Below are 16,727 nucleotides of genomic sequence, written 5' to 3'. Positions count from 1 at the left end.
GTCGGTGCGCGAGGCGGAGGTGGCAACCAACTCGCGGAGATGGTCTGATCGCGACTGTGCCGTGTGCGGGCTAGCGCTCGCAAACTGAATAATATTACCCACGAGTATTTTACGAAGATTTTCCGTGTTGTTCGCATGGTTGTCCGCCCGTGTGGCCCCGTCGGCTCGCGAACCGGGGCAATCGGTAGGCTACCGCCGATACTGATCGATCCTTCAATCACTTTTCAATCGGCGGAGTGGCGAACGTCTTCACGGTGGGCTCGCACTGTCGGTGGCTCACGTGCTACCGCTCGACGGGAGCGCAGCCCCGAGTCGATCGATCGTCGTCCACGCAGAAGGAGTCCGAAGAAGTGAAGCTGGAACCACGCGACGCCGCATGGGTGTACCTGGAGCAGGCGGACACCCCGTCGCTCAGCATCGCGATGTACGTCTTCGACACGTCGACGGACCCGCGAGGTGTGATGACGCCGGACGAGGTCAGGGCGTTCGTTGCCGAGCGCGTGCAGGCGGTGGACGTGTTCACGCGCCGGCTGCGGCGTGTACCCCTCGACCTCGACCACCCGAGCTGGGTGGCGGACCACGAGTTCGACATCGACAACCACCTCGAGGTCGTCGATGCGCGCGGCGGAGGGTGGGGCGAGTTCCGCCGCATCGCCTCGGAGTTCGTCGGCGGCGGGTTGGATCTGCAGCGCCCGCCCTGGGAGATGCGGGTCGTCACGAGGTTGACGGACATCGACGGTGTCGCGGATGCGGCGGCGGTGCTGCTGAAATTCCACCACTCGGTGGGTGATGGCGCGGTCACCCTGGAGATGACCCGGCGACTCTTCTCCGCTCAGGTGGACCGACAGCCGGCGACGGGGCCGCAGACGCCCGTCGGTCCGAGATCGGTCATGCAGGCGCTCCCGACCGTTTCCCGGCAGTTGCGTGCGTTCGTGCAAGGCCTCCGGGACGTCTCGGCCGCGGGCAAGGAAGTCAAGGCCGCGGTCGACAGCGGAGAGGTGCGGGTCCCGCCGCGGATGCGGCCGGCTACACGGTTCAACGGGAGCGTGGGCCCGGCGCGGACGTTCGACGCCGCGTCGTTCCTGCTGGACGACGTCCGGGCGATCCGGGCCGCCGCCGGGGACGTGACGATCAATGACGTGGCCTTGACCCTGGTGGCCGGCGCGCTCCGCGACTACCTGCGGGAAGTCGGCGAAGAACCCGAAGAGTCGCTGGGAGCGAAAGTCCCGATGTCGATCCGGTCGCTCGGACACTTGGAGTCGGCGAACCAGCTCACGGTCCTGCAGGTCGATCTCCACACCGACATCGCCGACCCTCTCGAGCGGCTCCGCGCGATCCACACCTCCGCAGCGGCGGAGCGGGACCGCAAACAGCGCGCCGAGGTATTGCGTTCAGAGACGCTGGTCGACGTGACTCCAGGTTTCGTCGTGCGGGCGATCAACTGGATCGCATCACGGTTGCCGTCCTCTTCCTCGTCGGTTCCATACTTCAACGTCGTGACGACCAACGTCGCACGCGGTGGCGTAGATCTGTGGCTGCGGGACGCGCAGGCCGTGTCGACGTACGGTGCCGCGGCGCTGACGGCCCGGCAGGGTCTCACGCATGCGATCCATTCGCTCGGCAACACACTGACCATCTCGGTGCTGACGACTCCGAACATGATGAACGACCCCGAGCGCTACGTGGCGCTGATCCACGCACAGTTCGACTCCCTGGCGGCGGCAGTGGGGGCATCGACCTCGACCGCGTGACCGGTGCGCGCCTGGGCGCCCTGCACCAGTGATGCGGGGCGCCGCTGTCGGGGCGAATCAGCTGAGGTGATGCACCTCCTGCAGCCCGTAGACCGGTGTCGGGATCTCCTCGTGCCGGGCCTTGAGCTGCAGAGCGAGGTACAGCGAGTAGTGCCGCGACTGGTGCAGGTTGCCACCGTGGAACCACAGCGCTTCCTGCTGGGTCGGTTTCCACATGTTGCGCTGCTCGCCCTCCCACGGTCCGGGGTCCTTGGTGGTGTCGGAGCCGAGGCCCCAGCACTTTCCGACCTTGTCGGCCACTTCCTGACCCATGAGGTCGGCGGCCCAGCCGTTCATGGACCCGTAGCCGGTGGCGTAGACGACGAGGTCGGCAGGCAGTTCCGTCGCGTCGGTGAGAACCACGGCGTCCTCGGTGAGATGGTCGACCTGTCCGGACACGAGGTGGATGCTGCCGTCGGCGACGAGGTCGGACGCGCCGACGTCGATGTAGTAGCCGGACCCACGGCGCAGGTACTTCATGAACAGACCGGACCCGTCGTCACCGAAGTCGAGCTTGAATCCGGCCTTTTCCAGTCGGTCGTAGAAGTCCCTGTCCCGTTCGGCGATCTTCTGATAGATCGGGATCTGGAATTCGTGCATGATCTTGTACGGCAGTGACGCGAACGTGAGGTCGGCCTTCTCCGTCGTCATTCCCGCCGCGACAGCGCGCTCCGAATAGAGGTCGCCGAGGCCGAGGTCCATCAGGGAGTCCGACTTCACGATGTGCGTGGACGACCGCTGCAGCATCGTCACGTCGGCGCCGTTCTCGAAGAGCGCCTTGCAGATGTCGTGAGCCGAGTTGTTGGCACCCACGACGACGACGCGCTTCCCCACGTAGGCGTCCGGACCGGGGTGCTGACTCGAATGGTGCTGCTCGCCCCGGAAGACGTCCTGGCCCGGGAACGACGGAACGTTCGGCTTGCCCGACATGCCGGTGGCGAGCACCAGCTGCTTCGGGTGGAGCACCACGTCCTCGCCGTCGCGGTCGAGGACGACGGTCCACTCCTTGGTCTCCTCGTCGAACGTCGCGGACGTGCAGGTGGTGGACGACCAGTACGGAATCTCCATCACCTTGGTGTACATCTCGAGCCAGTCGCCGATCTTGTCCTTCGGCGCGAAGACCGGCCAGTTGTCCGGGAACGGCATGTAGGGCAGGTGGTCGTACCAGACCGGGTCGTGCAGGCACAGCGACTTGTAGCGGTTGCGCCACTGGTCGCCGGGGCGTTCGTTCTTGTCCACGACGATGGCCGGGACCCCGAGTTGGCGCAGCCGCGCGCCGAGCGCGATGCCGCCCTGGCCGCCGCCGATCACCAGAACGTACGGCTGGCGGGTGTAACCGAGTTCCCGCTCCTCGATCTCCCGCTTCTCCGCCCAGCTCAGGGTGTCGCCGCCGGAGCCGTGAACAGCACCCTTGACGCGGTTCCGTCCCCGGCGTTCCTCGTGGCCCTTCAACTCCTGCATGGTGGTGAGGAAGGTCCACGCCTCGTCGCCTTTCAGGCGCAGGTGCCCCTTGCCCCGGCCCGTCGCGGTCTCGAATTCGATCCACGCGGAGGTGACGCCGTCGGCCTCGTCCGGTGTCTCGGTGGTGCGGAAGTTGACGGGGTCGGTGTCGTCCAGGCGTGCGTGCAGCATCGCGGCGACGGCGTCGCGTCCCTCGACCGTCTTGAGGTTCCAGGTGAACGCCACCAGGTCGCGCCAGAAGCTGTCGACTGCGAACATGCCCGCGGCGCGGTCGCCGTCGCGCGCGGCGAGAGCGGATTCGAAGCTCGCCAACCACAGGTCGACTCGTTCCTGAGGTGTCAGGGACGTCTGCACCGCAGTCGGCTGGACCGTCTGTGTCATGTACCTCTCCTTCGCTTGGTATGTGATGTACAGCACACTCCGGAGTGGGGCGGGCGGCAAGCGTTGCATCGTGTTGCAGTCCCGCCCGTGAGTACTTATCAACCGCGGGCGGTTGATAAGTACTCACGGGGCGAATGTCGAAATCCGTGGTGGCCCGTTCGACGTACTGTGTGAGTCCACGGCAAGAAGGCCTGGACCGACCACAATCGAGGAGGAAATCATGCGGGTCATGGTGATGATCGAGGGTGCAGGTGCCGACGAAGACAAGATCGCCCCGACCGAGGAAATGCTGGCCGCGATGGGCGCGTACAACGAGGAATTGGTGAACGCGGGCATCATGCTCGACGGCCAGGGTCTGAAGCCGACCAGCGCAGGCGCACGGGTGGTGTTCGAGGGCGGCACGACGTCGGTGGTCGACGGCCCGTTCACCGAGTCGAAGGAGATCGTCGCGGGCTACTGGATCTGGGAGGTGCGATCTCTCGAAGAGGCGATCGAGTGGGTCAAGAAGTGCCCCGCCGACCCCGGCACCGGACTGCGCCAGCTGATCGAGGTGCGGCCGATCTTCGAGTCGGAGGACTTCGGGGACGAGTTCACTCCGGAGCTGCGGGAGAAGGAAGAGGCACTCGCGGCGCGGATCCGCGAGCAGCACCCGAACGGCTGAGTCCGGTGGACGTCCAGCGCACGGTCGAGGCGGTGTGGCGCATGGAGTCTCCGCGCCTCATCGCGTCGCTCACCCGCCTCGTCCGTGACGTCGGGATCGCCGAGGAGATCGCTCAGGATGCGTTCGTGCTCGCGCTCGAACAGTGGCCGGAGCAGGGCGTCCCCGACAAACCGGGTGCGTGGCTGACGGCCACGGCCGAGCACAAGGCGATCGATCGCATTCGCCGTGAACGGTCGCGGCAGTCGAAGTACACGGAGATCGCCGTCGACCCGTCCGCGCAACCGCCGAGCGCCATGCCCGCGCCGGACGCCGTCGACGGCGTGGAGGACGACCTGCTGGCTCTGGTTTTCGTGGCGTGTCATCCGGTGCTTCCCCGGGAATCTCGTGTGGCACTGACCCTTCGCCTGATCGGGGGTCTGCGCACCGACGAGATCGCGCGGGCGTTCCTCGTCCCCTCGGCGACGATGGGGCAGCGGATCAGCAGGGCCAAGCGGACGCTGTCGGAGGCGAAGGTCCCATTCGAAGTGCCCGCACGCGAGGAACTTCCGGCACGGTTGTCGGCGGTGCTCGAGGTGGTCTATCTGGTGTTCAACGAGGGGTACTCCGCCACGTCGGGTGAGGACTGGATTCGGCGTGACCTCGCGTCGGAGGCGATGCGGCTCGCCCGTGTCCTCGCCGGCCTGCTGCCCCGGGAACCGGAGGTGCACGGACTGGTGGCGCTCACCGAGTTGCAGGCGTCACGGTTCGCCGCCCGGGTGGGTCCCGACGGTGAGCCGGTCCTGCTGCAGGATCAGGACCGGTCGCGGTGGGACCGGACCCTTCTGGCGCACGGCAGTGCCGCGCTGGAGCGGGCTGTCGGGCTCGGCCGCCCGCTCGGCCCCTACTCGCTGCAGGCCGCGATCGCCGGGTGTCATGCCCGGGCACCACGTTTCGAGGACACCGACTGGGAGGCGATCGTCGCCCTGTACGACGCGCTGGCGCAGGTGGCGCCGTCGCCGGTGGTGGAACTCAATCGTGCGGTGGCGTTGCTGCATTCGGATGGGCCCGAGGCGGCGCTCGCTGCGCTCGACGCCGTGCGGGACGACCCTCGGCTGGCGCGCCACCACCTCTACGGCGCCGTGCGGGGCGAAGTCCTCGAACGCCTCGGTCGCTACGACGAGGCGGCCCGGACGCTCGAGGACGCCGCGGCGACCGCGCCTACCCGCCGTGAACGGAACCTCCTCATGGCCCGCGCCGCCGCCGCGTCGGAGCATGCCGAACCGTGAGTCTCGACAATTGATTCACGATTTCCTGAATACAGAAATCGATGTACAGTCAGGCTCATGGAGACACTGGTCCACCGGGACGCCCTCGCGCGTTTCGGGTACGCGCTGTCGGACACCACCCGCACGCAGATTCTGCTGAGCCTGCGGTCCGGGCCCGGGTATCCGTCGGAGTTGGCCGAGAAGATCGGGGTGTCCCGGCAGATCCTGTCGAATCATCTGTCGTGCCTGCGTGGCTGCGGTCTGGTCGTCGCGGTGCCGGAGGGCAGGCGGAGTCTATACGAACTCGCCGACCCGCGCATCGCACGTGCCCTCGACGACCTGCTCGGCCTGGTGCTCGCGGTTGATCCGTCCTGCTGCCCGGACGCGGAGACAGAAGGCTGCTGCTGATGGCGTCCGAACTCGGCATGCCCACCAGGCCGACCGGCGAACGCAGGCAGGTCCTGTCCCGCCGGATCAGGTTCTTCGTGGTCGCGACGATCACCTACAACGTGATCGAAGCGATCGTGGCACTCACCGAGGGTGCGCGGGTGTCGTCGACGGCGTTGATCGGGTTCGGCCTGGATTCGGTGATCGAGGTGTCGTCGGCGGCCGCGGTCGCGTGGCAGTTCGCGGGACGCGATCCCGAGTCGCGGGAGAAGGTCGCGCTCCGAATCATCGCGTTCTCGTTCTTCGGGCTCGCCGCGTACGTGAGCGTCGACGCGGTGCGGTCACTGCTGGGGGTCGGTGAGGCGCAGCACTCGACGGTCGGAATCGCGCTGGCCGCAGCGAGTCTGGCCGTGATGCCGGTCCTGTCGTGGGCGCAGCGGCGGGCCGGTCGTGAACTCGGCTCCCTGTCGGCGGTCGCCGATTCCAAGCAGACCCTGTTGTGCACGTACCTGTCCGCGGTGCTGCTGGTCGGGTTGCTGCTCAACAGCACCCTCGGCTGGTCGTGGGCCGATCCGATCGCCGCCCTGGTGATCGCGGTCATCGCGGTGAAGGAAGGCGTCGACGCGTGGAAGGGCGACACCTGCTGCCCCGCGCCGGTCGGTACTCGCGCGGCGGATCAGGATCCCGGCTGCGACTGCTGCGACTTGTGATCACCGAACGGTTGGTCGCGTTCGCGGACGGCCTCACGGAATCCGACGGTGGCCGAGCGTAATTGGAACGCATACCCCTCGCGGGTGTGCCGAGACATGCCGTCGAGGACGGTGCCCACCATCGTCGAATTCGCGACGCCCTGCGCCAGCAGCGCGCTGTTCAGTGCGAGCTTGACCATCATCAGCTGATTGACGGGCATCTTCGCGATCCGCTCGACGAGGTCCTCGGTGCGCCGGTCGAGTTCCTCCGCGGGCGCCGACTCCACCGCGAGACCCCACTCGGCCGCCTGCCGTCCCGTGATGCAGTCGCCGGTGAGGAGGAGTCGCTTCGCCCGCTGGTCGCCGAGGCGGTGCGCCCACATGCCCGCGGCAGGCACACCCCACACCCGGGTCGGGGGATAGCCGATCTTCGTGTCGTCCGCGGCGACGATCTGGTCGCAGTACAGCGCGATGTCGGTGCCGCCGGCCACACAGAATCCGTGGATCTTCGCGACAGTCGGTTTGTTGGCGTGGAGCAGGCTCGCGAAGCCGCGGTTGAACCGGCTCATCATCGCGTAGTCGGCCATCGGATCCCAGTTTCCGAACGGATTGTGGTTGCGCGCCTGAACGATCGGATCGAGCACGGTGCCCGTCGTGCGGTCCGGCCCTTCGTCGGTGTGGCCGCCGTGCTCGGCGAAGATGCCCAGGTCGTATCCGCCGCAGAATCCCTTGCCGCGCCCCGACAGCAGGATCACGTGGACGCGGGGATCGAGGTCGGCGCGTTCCACGGTGGCGGCGAGCTCCACGGGAGTGTCGGCGGTGATCGCGTTGCCGTGGTCGGGACGGTTGAACGTGATCCGGGCGATGCGTCCGGTCACCTCGTAGGTGAGGGTCCGATACTCCGCCGGGTGGTCCGCCCGATCCGGTTCACGACCCGCGAACAGGGAGTCGTCGCCCTCGTCCCAGCCGTCGCGCCAGGCCGCCGGACGGGTGCCGGCGTGGTCGTCGTGTCCGGTCACGACCCCACCTGGGGAGTGGCGCGGTCGATGATGGCGGCGGTGTCGACGCCGGTCGGCAGCGTCCCGAACACGGTGCCCCAGTCGCCGGACAACCGGCTGACGCAGAACGCGTCGGCCACCGCCGGGTGCCCGTGGCGGATCAGTAGCGAACCCTGCAGGGCGAGCGCCATGTCGCCGACGACCCGCCGCGCCCGGTGCTCGAGTGAGCTGACGTCGCCGAAACTCGCCTTCAGATCCGCGACGGCGGCGTCGAGTCGCGCGTCGGCTCCGGCAGCGGAATCGAGTTCGTCGAAGAAGACCTGAAGCGTCTTCGGCTGTTTCGCCATCGCGCGCAGGGTGTCCAGGGCGGCGACGTTGCCGGAACCTTCCCACACCGACAGCAGGGGAGCCTCCCGGTACAGCCGCGGCATCCGTGATTCCTCCACGTACCCGTTGCCGCCCAGGCATTCCAGGGCCTCGGCGGCGTGGATCGGACCGCGTTTGCAGACGAAGTACTTGCTGACCGCCAGCGAGATGCGCCGCAGGGTGTTCGCGTGCTCGTCGCCCGCGGTCGCGCGGTCGGTGAGCGCGGCCAGCCACAGGGCGACGGTCGTGGCCGCCTCCGACTCGACGGCGAGGTCGGCGAGCACGTTCCGCATCAGCGGCTGATCCACCAGGTGGGCGCCGAATGCGCTGCGGTGCACGGCGTGGTGCGCGGCCTGCGCGGTGCCGACACGCATGCCGGTGGCCGTGCCGATGGTGCAGTCGAGGCGGGTCATGTTGACCATCTCGATGATCGTCCGAACGCCGCGGCCTTCCTCGCCGACCAGCCACGCCACGGCCTCGTCGTACTCGACCTCGCTGCTGGCGTTGGAATGGTTGCCGAGTTTGTCCTTGAGTCGCTGCAGGTGCATCCGGTTGCGGGTGCCGTCCGGCAACACCCGGGGCAGGAAGAAACACGACAGTCCGCCGGGGGCCTGGGCCAGCACGAGGAACACGTCGGACATCGGCGCCGACGTGAACCATTTGTGCCCGGTCAGGACGTAGCTGCCGTCGGACTGCGGCACCGCGCGGGTGGTGCCCGCGCGGACGTCGGAGCCGCCCTGCTTCTCCGTCATCGACATTCCGGCGATCAGGCCGGCCTTGGTCAGCGGAGGGTGCAGCGCCGGATCGTAGACCCGGGCGGTGAGCAACGGTTCGTACTGTTCCGCCAGCTCACGGTTGTGGCGCAGGGCGGGGACGACGGCGTACGTCATGGAGATCGGGCAGCCGTGACCGGCGTCGACCTGGCCCCACACCGCCATCTTCGCGGCCCGGACCAGGTGGGCGCGCGGGTCGGGGTCGGCCCATGGTGCGCCGTGCAGGCCCATCTCGACGGCGGTGGTCATCAACTGGTGGTACGCGGGGTCGTACTCCACCTCGTCGATGCGGTTGCCGTAGCGGTCGTGGGTGCGCAGGACGGGAGGGTGCGCCTCGGCGAGATCGCCCCAGCGCTGCGCCTCCTCGCTGCCGGCGAGGCGGCCGACGTCGTGCAGTTCCTCGAGCGCGTCGTGGGCGCCCTCGCGTTGCAGCGCTTCGAGGATCGGTGCGTAATCGGCCGCGTCGAAATTGACCAGCGGCGGCACCTGGTTGAAGACCTCGTGTGTGGCACTCATGTCGGACTCCCGAGGGATCGGAGGGTGAAGGTGAGCAGGGCGGGGATGATCGTGCCGTCGGCGGCACCGCGGGCCAGGGGCAGGATCAGCGCTTCGCCGATGGCGCCGACGATGCAGGCGGCGGTCACCGACGCGTCCTGTTCCGGGATCTCCCCGGCCTCGACGGCGGCGGCGATCGCGACCGCGAGTGCGTCGCGGAACGACTCGCGGAACAGGAGGCGTTCGGTGTCGACCTGCGGGTCGACGGGCTCGACGAGCAGCGCGTACGCCAGGGTGGGTGCGCGTAGCGCGCGTTCGGCGAACGTGCCGACGGAGGCGGATACCGCGGCGACGCAGCGACCCTCGGCGCCCCGGGCGGCGTTGCCGGATTCGACGGCGGCGCTCACTTCGCGACTGCAGACGATGCGGAAGACTTCCGCGAACAGTTCGCCCTTGTTCGAGAAGTGCCGGTAGACGGTGCCGGTGCCGACGCCCGCCTCGGTCGCGACCGCGGAGATCGAGCACCCGGCGTATCCGTGGCGGGCGATCAGCCCGATCGCGGAATCGATGAGGGTGGTGCGGAGTGCGTCCAGGCGTTCCTGGACGGCGGGGGTGCGCCGGTAGGCCATATTCAAGGAGTGAACACCCGTTCCGTTCTTCCGTCAAGAGTGCTAGCGTCGGCTGCACCAGCGAGGAAAGGCGCACTCGATGACTTCCGACGTGGTACTCGTCCGCAAGGACGGCCCGGTCACGACGATCAGCCTGAACCGGCCCGAAGTCCGCAACGCCGTCGACCGGCCCACCGCCGACGCGCTCGCCGACGCCTTCCGCGCATTCGACGCGGACGAGGACGCGTCCGTCGCGGTGCTCCACGGTGAGGGCGGAACATTCTGTGCGGGAGCGGATCTCAAGGCGATCAGTTCCGGGACAGGGAACCGGGTGGCGCCCGACGGTGACGCACCGATGGGCATCTCCCGGATGCGGTTGTCCAAACCGGTGATCGCCGCGATCGACGGGCACGCGGTGGCCGGTGGGCTCGAACTGGCGCTGTGGGCCGACCTGCGGGTCGCCGGTGCCGACGCCGTCCTCGGAGTGTTCTGCCGCCGCTGGGGCGTGCCGCTCATCGACGGCGGAACCGTCCGCCTGCCGAGGCTCATCGGGGAGAGTCGCGCGATGGACCTCGTCCTCACCGGGCGGCCCGTCGACGCCGACGAAGCCCTGAGCATCGGCCTGATCAACCGGAAGGTCGCGGCGGGGGAGGCACTCGCCGCGGCCTGGCAGCTGGCCGCCGAGATCGCCGCCCTGCCCCAGGTGTGCCTGCGGCAGGACCGGTTGTCGCTGCTCGAGCAGGATGGGCTCACCGAGGAACAGGCGATGCTCAACGAATTCCGGCACGGCGCAACGTCGCTGGCGAACGGAACGGTCGAGGGTGCCGCCCGATTCGCCGCCGGGGCAGGCAGGCATGGGGATGCTGCACCCGTGAGTACTTATTAACGGCGGGCGGTTGATAAGTACTCACGGGCGGCGGCAGCACCTCCGGTGGGTGGTGTGGTGTGCGTACCTGCTCGCGCTGGCCGTCACGATCTACACGCTGGGGCTCCCCACCGACCGCATCTACCAGGCGACGTGGATCGTCGCCGGCCTCGTTGCCTTCACGATCGATCGGCCGTGGCAGGACCACCTGCGCGTGGTGCGGGACTGGTTGCCGCTCATCGCCGCTCTCGTCGTGTACGACCTCAGCCGGGGCGTCGCCCACGAACTCGGGATGCCGGTGCGGGCTGAGGAACTGGTGACCGTGGAGAGCTGGCTCTTCGGCGGCGCGATCCCCACGGTGTGGTTGCAGGAAACCCTCCTACCCCCGACGGGTGAGCTGCCGTGGTGGACTCTGCTCACGGGAATCGTCTATACCAGCCACTTCATCGTTCCGTGGGTGGTCGCGGCCGTCTTCTACGTATACTCGCGCGACCTGTGGTCGGGGTACATGCGGCGGGTGCTGCTGCTGTCGTATCTCGGCCTCGTCACCTACATCCTCCTTCCGTCCGTTCCGCCGTGGCTGGCCGCCGAGGGGGACGTGATCTCCGGCAGCGTGGGCCGCGTCGCCGGTTTCGGATTCGGTGTGGTCCCCACGGATGTCGGTACGCGGTGGCTGGAGGCGCAGAGCAACCCCGTCGCCGCGCTGCCGTCCCTGCACGCGGCGTTCGCCCTGCTCGTGGCCGTCGCGCTCTGGCCGTTCGCGAGGAACCTGTGGTCGCGAACGCTGCTGCTCGCCTACCCGCTCGCCATGGCGTTCGTATTGGTCTACGGCGGTGAGCACTACGTGGTGGACGTGCTGGCGGGATGGGCGTACCTGGGCCTGGCGATCCTGCTGGCACGGGCGTGGGAGTCCCGCACATCGGAGTGGCCCGGCCGGGCCGTCACCGCCGGCCGCCCGCGGCGTCGCTGGTGACCGCCACCTCGTCGAACATGGGCTGGAGGAAGGGCACGATGCGGCCTACGATCGCCTCGTTGTACGCCACCGGTTGCTGGTTCGGATTCGCGTGGCCGGTCCCGTCGAGCTTCGCCACCAGCAGCGCGCCGTCGGTCCCGCCGGACTGTTCGACGAGGATCTTCTGCGTGTAGTCGACGTCGACCACCGGGTCCTTCCACCCCGCGCGGGGACGGACGAAGACGATCCCGGGCCGCGGCTTGTCGTCCGTCTCCACCGCCAGCGACTTCAGGTTGTCGATCGCACCGGACGCGACGATGGTCTTGAACTGCGATTCGATCAGCCCGTTGCTCGCCACGTCCTCCGACAGGACCTTCTCGGTGAGGACCTCGTCGAGGACGTCGCGGAATTCGTCGACGTCGACGTGCGGGTACCAGTCCGACTTCGTGTCGAGGAACCTGCTCTGCCGGGCCGCGGTCTCCACCAGCAGGCGCATCGTCCGGCTCTCCCGCGCGCCGGGGAGCCAGCCGATCCACCGCAGCATGTCCTCGCCGCTGTCCCGGCTCCCGGCCCGGACGGCGTGCAGGTCCACCGGGGTGCAGTCGAGCACCACCCCGATGAGGTTGGCGTCCGTGTCCTCGTAGATGTGCTGCGCGACCTCCAACGCGACGACGCCGCCCATGCTGTGCCCGGACAGGACGATGTTGTCGATGCCCTCGTCGGCCGCGCGGGTGGCGATCAGTTCGCTGATCACCTTGGTGTCGATACCGCCGTTGTCGTACTGGACTGCCCATACCCGCCCGATGCGGTCGTACGAGGACAGGGTGCGGGCCGTGTCGGTGGCATCCTTGTTGCCCAGCCCGACCAGGTCGACGACCGCGGTGTCGTGGTCGGCGGGCGACTGCGCGTCGTACACCTCGTGGATCTGTGGCTGGGTCAGTGCGAGTCGCTCACGTTCGGGTTGCACGTCGTGAACCCAGTACTGGCCGCCGGCCAGGAGCAGGGGAACGGTCCCGAGCGCGACCGCGGCGAGGAAGCGCCGGGTGCGACCGAATTTCTGCCACTGGTGACCGAGCCGTGTCGCGTGCAGACGCGCCTTGCGGCGATCGTCGCTCCAGTCGGCCACGGTGGACGGATGGCGTGTCATTCTCTCCGACATCCACTCCGATGGTACGCGCGGAGGCAGAGGGGCCCTGCTACGCGCGAACGAGCTGGGTGTACTCCACCCCGGTCAGCTCGACGGACTTCTCCCACAGGGCCGCCGCGAGTTTCGTGTTCCGCGCCCCGCCGGTGCGCGGCGAGCGCGCCACCGGTCCCCGGACCCCGAACAGTTCGTTCGGGCCCAGATAGTCGTCGGTGCGGACGTCGGGCATGGTCGCCGCGTACAGCTGTCCGAGCGCGCCGTCCTTCTCGTCGTTGCCGACCACTCGCAATCCGAGGTGGGTCACGGTGAGAGCGCCGGGGATCGGCGGGACCATCGAGTCGAAGAGGTTGGTGGCGGCGATGCCGGGGTGCGTCGCCAACGAGAGGAGCGGAAATCCGGCGGCGGCACTGCGCCTGGACAATTCGCCGCTGAACAGCAGATTGGCGAGCTTCGACTGGTTGTACGCGCCCATCCGGGTGTATTTGCGGCGGTCGAAGTTCAGGTCGTCGAGCACGATCCGGCCGCGGCGGTGCGCGATGCTCGCGAGGGTGACCACGCGCGGGGCCGGGGCGGCAAGGAGCGCCGGGAGGAGTTGTCCGGTGAGCGCGAAGTGCCCGAAATGATTTGTGCCGATCTGCAGTTCGAAACCGTCGGTCGTGCGGCCGAAGGGAACGGCCATCAGCCCCGCGTTGTTGATCAGCACGTCGATCTGTGGTGCGACCTCGCAGGCGTGCTGTGCAGCGTCCCGGACCGACGCCAGGTCGGTGAGGTCCAGCGGAATCAGATGGTGCTCGGCATCCCTGCCCGCCTTGCGTACCCATGTGAGCGCGGCGTCGCCGGTCTGCAGATTGCGGCACGCGAGCAGGACCGTCGCGCCCGCCCCGGCGAGCACGGTCGCGGCGTGCAGTCCGAGGCCGTTGTTCGCGCCGGTGACGAGGACGGTCCTACCCCACTGGTCGGGGATGTCGTCGAACCCGAAGTGCCTGTTGTCGAGTGGTGTCATGAAGGGCCCGTCTCCTCGAAGGTGTTGTCAGATGTCCAGGACGACGCGTTCGCCGTCCGTGCGGTCGACGCACAACAGCATCTGGCCGGACGTCCGGCTGTCGTGCTCCACGCGGACGGCGCAGGTTCCGCAGAACCCTTGCCGGCAGGAGAAGGCAAGTCCGGGGCGCACTTCGGAGATCGCGTCGAGCGCGGTTCGGTCGGCGGGAACGCGGACGACCTCGCCGGTGCGGGCGAGTTCGACCTCGAACTGCCGTCCGTCGACGATCGGTGGCGGCGAGAACCGCTCGTAGTGGAATTCGGTGCCGGGCGGCAACGCGGCATCGACCGCCGCGATCAGCGGGATCGGCCCGCAGCAGTACACGGCTGCGGTGTCGCTCACGGTGCCGAGTAGTTCGGCCGCTGTGGGTATTCCGCCGTCGTCGTCGGTGCGCACGGTCACCCGGTCGCCGAACTCGGCGAGCTGGTCGAGGAACGGCAACGACTCCCGGTTGCGGCCGGTGTAGACCATCGACCAGTCCAGGTCGAGCCGATGGGCCAGTCGCGCCATCGGAAGGATGGAGGTGATCCCGATTCCGCCCGCGACGAAGTGCAGTCGGTCCGCCGTCGATCCGTGCCCGGGAAGTGCCAGCGGGAACGCGTTGAACGGGCCGCGGACCGTCACCGAGGCTCCGGGGTGCAGGATGTCGTGGACCTCGCGCGAACCGCCGCCGCCGTCGGGAATGCGCCGCACCGCAATGGTGTACGCGCGACTGTCCGCCGGATCGCCGCACAGCGAGTACTGACGCCGCAGCCCGGACGGCAGCTCCAGGTCGAGATGCGCACCCGGGCGCCACTGGTCGAGTTCGCCGACGTTGGGGGCGGCCAGCGTGAGGCTCACGACGTTCTCGTCGTGCGCCACCACCCGGCGCTCGCGCACCAGCAGTCGCCGGCAGCCGTCGCTGACCGGTGGGGTGAGATCGGTGCGGTACAGGAAGCGCAGCGAGCGCATGTACGCGGTGGTGACACCGGCGACGGCACGCAGCAGCGGGTCGCGTTGCCGCTTCCCCCACAGATCACCCGGTACGGAGGTCGGTGCCGGATACGTCGGAGTCACTACGCCGCCGCCCTCGCGGCAGGCGACTTGGCCAGGTAGGCGATGGCCTGTGCCGTGTCGCCCTCGGCCTGCGGCGAGTAGCGGGGGTGCAGATATCGGAGCGCGCCCCGGAACAGGCTCGTCAGGCCGGGCAGGGAACCGCGGCGCATCGCGGCGAGCAGCCCCATCCACAGGGAGAAGTAGCCGCGGTCGCGCATGGTCGGGTCGGCGTGCACGATGAACTTCAGCCCGCGCGTCATCACCACCAGAAACGCGAGATACGACACCAGCATGGCGAGGTTGCGGCGGAAGTACCCCACGCCGAAGTACATGGCGACGTCGTGAGCGACGTTGCGGTGCTCGACCTCCTCCGCGCCGTGCCAGCGGTACAGGTCGGTCATGCTCGGGTCGGCGTCGAAGTCCTCGAGGCGCGCGTTCAGGATCCAGTCGCCCAGGAACGCCGTCATGTGCTCGATCGCACCGATGAACGCGAGCCGTTCGACGAGTTGCTGACGCTGCGCGCGGGCGCTGCCCATCTCCCTGCGGCCCAGCACCTTCCTCATGAGGAATTCGGACTGCAACACGAACGGCCGCGGGTCCACGTCGTGTGCGTCCAGGAACTCGTACAGCACCACGTTGTGTGTTTCGGCGTGCATCGCCTCCTGCCCGATGAACCCTCGGACGTCGGCGCGGAGTCGGTCGTCGTTGATCAGAGGCAGCGCCTCGGTGAACGTGGCGCAGAACCACCGCTCCCCCTCGGGGAGGATCAGGTTGATCGCGCTGAGCGTGTGCGAGGCGATCGGTTCGCCGGGAATCCAGTGCAGCGGGGTCCGGGACCAGTCGAAATTCACGTTGCGTGCCTGCAGGGTCACGTCACCGGGGTCGACGTCGATCGCGTCGACCTTCTTTCCGTTCCGCAGTGCCATCAGTGATCTCCTCGAAGTCGGCTTCGGGCGAGGGACGCCGTTCGGCCGCGTGGCCGGGTTACCGCGAGACACGATGAGCGTTACCCGCGGTTACGTTTTGTTGGAGTCGAGTGTCACACCGGCGCACTTCGGTGTCAACCACTAGTGTCGTTGCCGGAACGAGGTCCCGTACCCTGGGTATCGGCATGCGGTCCAACGAGTATTCGGAGTCCAGGCGAAGTGGCAGAAACAGACACCCCGCGGTCGTGGGACCGGCGGGCACGCGCCCGCGAGGAGTTCATCGACGCCGCCTATCGGGTGATCGACACGCACGGCCCACGCCCGAGCATGAACGACATCGCCAAGGAGGCGGGGGCCACGAAGCCCCGGCTGTACCGGCACTTCGCAGACAAGGCCGACCTCTACAAGGCCATCGCCGACCGCACCACCCACGACGTCTACAAGCTGGTGGCGCCCAAGTTCAACTTCCTGCTCACCACTCCGCAGGAGGCGCTGAACCACGCCATCACGGGCTACGCCGAGGTGGTCGCCGAGCACCCGAACGTCTTCCGCTTCCTGGCGGACGGCGAGCTGAAACAGGACGGCGCGGGATCAGCCCTGTCCCTCGACGTCGAGCGCGACCTCACCGATCGGCTGGCCGGGGTCGCGTCGACGATCTTCGAGTCCGTGTCCGCCGAAGTCTCCGACGTCCGGTTCACGGCCCGCGCCGCGGTCGGGATCATGGTCTCGACGACCGACCTGTGGCTCGAGTCGTCGACAGACTCCGGGAAACCGGACACCGAGCACTTCGTCGGCCAGGTGGCACCCCTCGTGTGGGGCGTCCTCGACGCGTTCCTCCGTCGCAACGGGATCGAACTCGATCCCACCGAACCGCTCTACCTCGCACTTGCCCGCATCAACGCCCCGTGAG

Annotated in this window: 16 protein-coding genes; 8 read left to right on the top strand and 8 right to left on the bottom strand. The window is 68.3% G+C overall.

What is annotated here, in order from left to right:
• The first annotated feature begins 350 nt into the window (after nt 1-350).
• Nucleotides 351-1,751, top strand: a complete 1,401-nt coding sequence (locus tag AZG88_RS29720) for a wax ester/triacylglycerol synthase family O-acyltransferase (protein ID WP_061700054.1) — start codon at nt 351-353, stop codon at nt 1,749-1,751.
• A 57-nt stretch (nt 1,752-1,808) separates the two neighbouring features.
• Here the strand turns inward: AZG88_RS29720 and AZG88_RS29715 are convergent, their stop codons facing one another.
• Nucleotides 1,809-3,632, bottom strand: coding sequence for a flavin-containing monooxygenase (locus AZG88_RS29715; protein WP_061699939.1), 1,824 nt, complete (start codon nt 3,630-3,632; stop codon nt 1,809-1,811).
• 220 nt (nt 3,633-3,852) lie between these two features.
• Here AZG88_RS29715 and AZG88_RS29710 point away from each other — a divergent pair, with 220 nt between their 5' ends.
• Genes AZG88_RS29710 through AZG88_RS29695 form a run of 4 tightly spaced genes read left to right on the top strand, consistent with a single transcriptional unit; the run spans nt 3,853 to nt 6,634 of the window.
• Complete coding sequence (locus AZG88_RS29710; RefSeq protein WP_061699938.1) at nt 3,853-4,293, top strand: YciI family protein; 441 nt, start codon at nt 3,853-3,855, stop codon at nt 4,291-4,293.
• Between the two features lie 5 nt (nt 4,294-4,298).
• A complete protein-coding gene (locus AZG88_RS29705) occupies nt 4,299-5,558 on the top strand; it encodes an RNA polymerase sigma factor (protein ID WP_061699937.1) in 1,260 nt (419 codons plus the stop codon).
• A 57-nt stretch (nt 5,559-5,615) separates the two neighbouring features.
• Nucleotides 5,616-5,945 carry an ArsR/SmtB family transcription factor gene (locus AZG88_RS29700; RefSeq protein ID WP_061699936.1) on the top strand — a complete coding sequence of 110 codons (330 nt, stop codon included), beginning with the start codon at nt 5,616-5,618 and terminating at the stop codon, nt 5,943-5,945.
• Entirely contained in the window at nt 5,945-6,634 is a 690-nt protein-coding gene (locus AZG88_RS29695) for a cation diffusion facilitator family transporter (protein ID WP_061699935.1), read from the top strand. Before AZG88_RS29700 ends, AZG88_RS29695 begins: the two co-directional genes overlap by 1 nt.
• On the opposite strand, the gene AZG88_RS29690 is transcribed toward AZG88_RS29695, so the two are convergent.
• The 3 genes from AZG88_RS29690 to AZG88_RS29680 are packed head-to-tail and all read right to left on the bottom strand — an operon-like array spanning nt 6,601 to nt 9,874.
• The gene (locus AZG88_RS29690) at nt 6,601-7,632 is read right to left on the bottom strand and encodes a crotonase/enoyl-CoA hydratase family protein (RefSeq protein ID WP_061699934.1); all 1,032 of its coding nucleotides are present in this window, start codon (nt 7,630-7,632) and stop codon (nt 6,601-6,603) included. The two genes, AZG88_RS29695 and AZG88_RS29690, sit on opposite strands and share 34 nt — an antisense overlap.
• Entirely contained in the window at nt 7,629-9,266 is a 1,638-nt protein-coding gene (locus AZG88_RS29685) for an acyl-CoA dehydrogenase family protein (protein ID WP_061699933.1), read from the bottom strand. The genes AZG88_RS29690 and AZG88_RS29685 overlap by 4 nt, the downstream gene beginning before the upstream one ends.
• A complete protein-coding gene (locus AZG88_RS29680; protein WP_061699932.1) occupies nt 9,263-9,874 on the bottom strand; it encodes a TetR/AcrR family transcriptional regulator in 612 nt (203 codons plus the stop codon). Before AZG88_RS29680 ends, AZG88_RS29685 begins: the two co-directional genes overlap by 4 nt.
• 79 nt (nt 9,875-9,953) lie before the next feature.
• On the opposite strand from AZG88_RS29680, the gene AZG88_RS29675 reads away from it, so the two are divergent.
• Together AZG88_RS29675 and AZG88_RS29670 are read left to right on the top strand one after the other, a co-directional pair.
• Nucleotides 9,954-10,739, top strand: coding sequence for a crotonase/enoyl-CoA hydratase family protein (locus tag AZG88_RS29675; protein WP_061699931.1), 786 nt, complete (start codon nt 9,954-9,956; stop codon nt 10,737-10,739).
• A 52-nt stretch (nt 10,740-10,791) separates the two neighbouring features.
• On the top strand, nt 10,792-11,691 hold the full coding sequence (locus AZG88_RS29670) for a phosphatase PAP2 family protein (RefSeq protein ID WP_156517658.1): 900 nt from the start codon (nt 10,792-10,794) through the stop codon (nt 11,689-11,691).
• On the opposite strand, the gene AZG88_RS29665 is transcribed toward AZG88_RS29670, so the two are convergent.
• From AZG88_RS29665 to AZG88_RS29650, 4 genes are read right to left on the bottom strand one after another with little or no spacing between them, the layout of a single operon-like run.
• Complete coding sequence (locus AZG88_RS29665; RefSeq protein WP_061699929.1) at nt 11,660-12,817, bottom strand: alpha/beta fold hydrolase; 1,158 nt, start codon at nt 12,815-12,817, stop codon at nt 11,660-11,662. The two genes, AZG88_RS29670 and AZG88_RS29665, sit on opposite strands and share 32 nt — an antisense overlap.
• Before the next feature lie 49 nt (nt 12,818-12,866).
• Nucleotides 12,867-13,817: an oxidoreductase gene (locus AZG88_RS29660; protein ID WP_061699928.1), complete on the bottom strand. Its 951-nt coding sequence runs from the start codon at nt 13,815-13,817 to the stop codon at nt 12,867-12,869.
• Between the two features lie 27 nt (nt 13,818-13,844).
• Nucleotides 13,845-14,912: a PDR/VanB family oxidoreductase gene (locus tag AZG88_RS29655; protein WP_061699927.1), complete on the bottom strand. Its 1,068-nt coding sequence runs from the start codon at nt 14,910-14,912 to the stop codon at nt 13,845-13,847.
• Nucleotides 14,912-15,817, bottom strand: coding sequence for a metal-dependent hydrolase (locus AZG88_RS29650; RefSeq protein WP_061699926.1), 906 nt, complete (start codon nt 15,815-15,817; stop codon nt 14,912-14,914). Before AZG88_RS29650 ends, AZG88_RS29655 begins: the two co-directional genes overlap by 1 nt.
• Before the next feature lie 219 nt (nt 15,818-16,036).
• Between AZG88_RS29650 and AZG88_RS29645 the strand changes: the two genes are divergently transcribed.
• Nucleotides 16,037-16,726, top strand: coding sequence for a TetR/AcrR family transcriptional regulator (locus tag AZG88_RS29645; protein ID WP_025431704.1), 690 nt, complete (start codon nt 16,037-16,039; stop codon nt 16,724-16,726).
• Nucleotide 16,727 lies beyond the last annotated feature (1 nt).

The sequence above is a fragment of the Rhodococcus sp. LB1 genome, assembly GCF_001583455.1.
In the GTDB taxonomy this organism is placed as follows: Bacteria; Actinomycetota; Actinomycetes; order Mycobacteriales; family Mycobacteriaceae; genus Rhodococcus_F; species Rhodococcus_F opacus.
The sequence above is the reverse complement of the archived record's forward strand: the minus strand, read 5'-3'. Positions and strand labels throughout refer to the sequence as shown.